This window comes from Azospirillum sp. B506, assembly GCF_000333595.1.
Classification (GTDB): domain Bacteria; phylum Pseudomonadota; class Alphaproteobacteria; order Azospirillales; family Azospirillaceae; genus Azospirillum.
On record NZ_BADK01000504.1, the window covers coordinates 1 to 2,858 of the forward strand.

Annotated in this window: 2 protein-coding genes; both read right to left on the bottom strand. The window is 65.6% G+C overall.

Features of this window, described 5'->3' with window-relative positions; genetic code table 11:
• Nucleotides 1-131: 131 nt before the first annotated feature.
• A complete protein-coding gene (gene scpA, locus I71_RS15105; RefSeq protein WP_042695674.1) occupies nt 132-2,285 on the bottom strand; it encodes a methylmalonyl-CoA mutase in 2,154 nt (717 codons plus the stop codon).
• A 133-nt stretch (nt 2,286-2,418) separates the two neighbouring features.
• The coding region (locus I71_RS15110; protein WP_042695675.1) for a DUF2118 domain-containing protein at nt 2,419-2,858 on the bottom strand (440 nt) is incomplete at its 5' end.

Sequence of the window (2,858 nt, forward strand, 5' to 3'; positions counted from 1 at the left end):
ACAACTCGTCGTAGCCTTGAAGGCTTCACGGTTTTCCTCAGTCCAGCGTTGCTTCCCGGCTTCGGTCATACGCGCTCGCTTGTGGTGTGCGCAAGCCTCCGAAGCCGAAGAGCCGTCCCGAACATCGGACATCAAGCCGCCGTCTTCTGCTTGCGCAGGATGCCCAGGATGTCGGACGCCGCCTTCGGGATGTTGGTGCCCGGCCCATAGATGGCCGCGGCGCCCGCCTTGTAGAGGAAGTCGTAATCCTGCGGCGGGATCACGCCGCCGCACACCACCAGGATGTCGCCGGCACCCTGCTTGCGCAGTTCCTCGATCAGTTGCGGCACCAGCGTCTTGTGGCCGGCGGCCTGCGACGACACGCCGATGACGTGGACGTCGTTCTCCACCGCCTGCCGCGCCGCCTCGTCCGGAGTCTGGAACAGCGGGCCGATGTCGACGTCGAAGCCGATGTCGGCGAAGCTGGTGGCGATCACCTTGGCGCCGCGGTCGTGGCCGTCCTGCCCCATCTTCACCACCAGGATGCGCGGCCGGCGGCCTTCCTCCGCGGCGAAGGCCGCCACCTCCTCCTGAATGCGCCTGAAACCCTCGTCGCCCTCATAGGCCGAACCATAGACGCCCGACACCGAGCGGATGACGGCGACATGGCGGGTGAAGGCCTTCTCCAGAGCGTCGGAAATCTCGCCGACGGTGGCGCGGGCGCGGGTCGTCTCGACCGCCAGGGCCAACAGATTGCCGGTCTTCTCGGTGGCGGCCTTGGTGAGGGCGGCGAGCGCCTCCTGGCATTTCGCCTCGTCGCGGCTGGCACGGATTTGCTTCAGGCGCGCGATCTGCGCCTCACGGACGGCGGTGTTGTCGATGTCCAGCACGTCCACCCCCTCGGGATTCTCCGGACGGTACTTGTTGACGCCGACGATCACCTCCTCGCCGCGGTCGATGGCGGCCTGACGGCGGGCGGCGGCCTCCTCGATCAGCAGCTTGGGCATGCCGCTCTCGACCGCCTTGGTCATGCCGCCCATTTCCTCGACCCGGCCGATCAGCTCCAGCGCCGCGTTGGCGAGGCTGTGGGTCAGATGCTCGATGTAATAGGAGCCGCCAAGCGGATCGACCACCTTGGTGACGCCGGTCTCTTCCGCGACGATCAGCTGGGTGTTGCGGGCGATGCGGGCGGAGAATTTGGTCGGCAGGCCCAGCGCCTCGTCGAAGGCGTTGGTATGCAACGACTGGGTGCCACCCAGCACCGCAGCCATCGCCTCGATGGTGGTGCGGATGACGTTGTTGTAGGGGTCCTGCTCGGTCAGCGAGACGCCGGAGGTCTGGCAATGGGTGCGCAGCGCCAGCGAACGCGCGTCCTTCGGCTGGAACTTCTCCTGCATCAGGGAGGACCACAGCAGGCGCGCGGCGCGCAGCTTGGCGATCTCCATGAAGAAATTCATGCCGATGGAGAAGAAGAAGGACAGGCGCGGCGCGAACTTGTCGACCGGCAACCCCTTGGACATCGCGGCGCGGACATATTCCAGCCCGTCGGCGATGGTGAAGGCCAGCTCCTGCACCGCCGTCGCCCCCGCCTCCTGCATGTGGTAGCCGGAGATCGAGATCGAGTTGAATTTCGGCATGTGCTGGGAGGTGTACTCGATGATGTCGGCGATGATCCGCATCGAGGGTTCGGGTGGGTAGATGTAGGTGTTGCGGACCATGAACTCCTTGAGGATGTCGTTCTGGATGGTCCCGCTCAGCTTGTCCTGGCTGACGCCCTGTTCTTCCGCCGCGACGATGTAGCCGGCCAGGATCGGCAGCACCGCGCCGTTCATGGTCATCGACACCGACATCTTGTCGAGCGGGATGTCGGCGAAGAGAACCTTCATGTCCTCGACGCTGTCGATGGCGACGCCGGCCTTGCCGACATCGCCGACGACGCGCGGATGGTCGCTGTCATAGCCGCGGTGGGTGGCAAGGTCGAAGGCCACCGACAGGCCCATCTGGCCGGCCTTGAGGTTGGCCTTGTAGAAGGCGTTCGACTCCTCCGCGGTGGAGAAGCCGGCATATTGCCGGATGGTCCAGGGCTTCACCGCATACATCGTGGCGCGCGGGCCGCGGGTGAAGGGCGGGAAACCCGGCAGCGTGTCCAGCTCCAGCCCTTCCAGATCGGCGGCGGTGTAGAGCGCCTTGACGTCCAGCCCTTCCGGGGTCTTCCAGGTCAGCTTGGAAAGGTCGCCGTCGGCGCCGAGATCCTTGGCGGCCAGCTTGTCCCAGTCGGCAAGGGTCTTCTGCGGGAACTCGGTCATCGACGCCTCCTGATGGCTTCTTATGGCGCAGGGTGTTGGCAGTGCGTTTCCGTCCGATGCGCCCCCATCCGGCAGCCGGATGGGGGGCAAGGGGGTACGCTTCCTCTCGATTGCGTTTCTTCTTATTATACGGTTACGCGAATTCCACGATCTTCTGATCAACCGCCAGGCTGCTGCCCGGGGCTGCGTGGATTTTCGCGACCGTCCCGTCCTGCGCGGCGCGCAGAATGTTCTCCATCTTCATCGCCTCGACCACGGCCAGCACCTCGCCGGCCTTGATCTCCTGGCCTTCCGACACCGCCAGCGACACCAGCAGGCCCGGCATCGGCGACAGCAGGAACTTCGACATGTCCGGCGGTGCCTTGACCGGCATCAGCGCGTCGAGCTTGGCCGCCTTCGGCGTCAGCACCTTGACGACCGCCTGCGAACCGCTGTGGTGCAGGCGATAGCCGATGCCGACGCGGTCGATCTGGACGCAGACAGGCGTACCGTTCACCGTGCCGCGGAACAGCGGCTCGCCGATCTGCCAGTCGCTCCACACCGTGTGGTGCTTTACCCCGATGTCGACGGTGT

Excerpts from the sequence above, each read along its gene's own strand:
- scpA (WP_042695674.1), bottom strand. The coding sequence starts at position 2,285 with ATGACCGAGTTCCCGCAGAAGACCCTTGCCGACTGGGACAAGCTGGCC.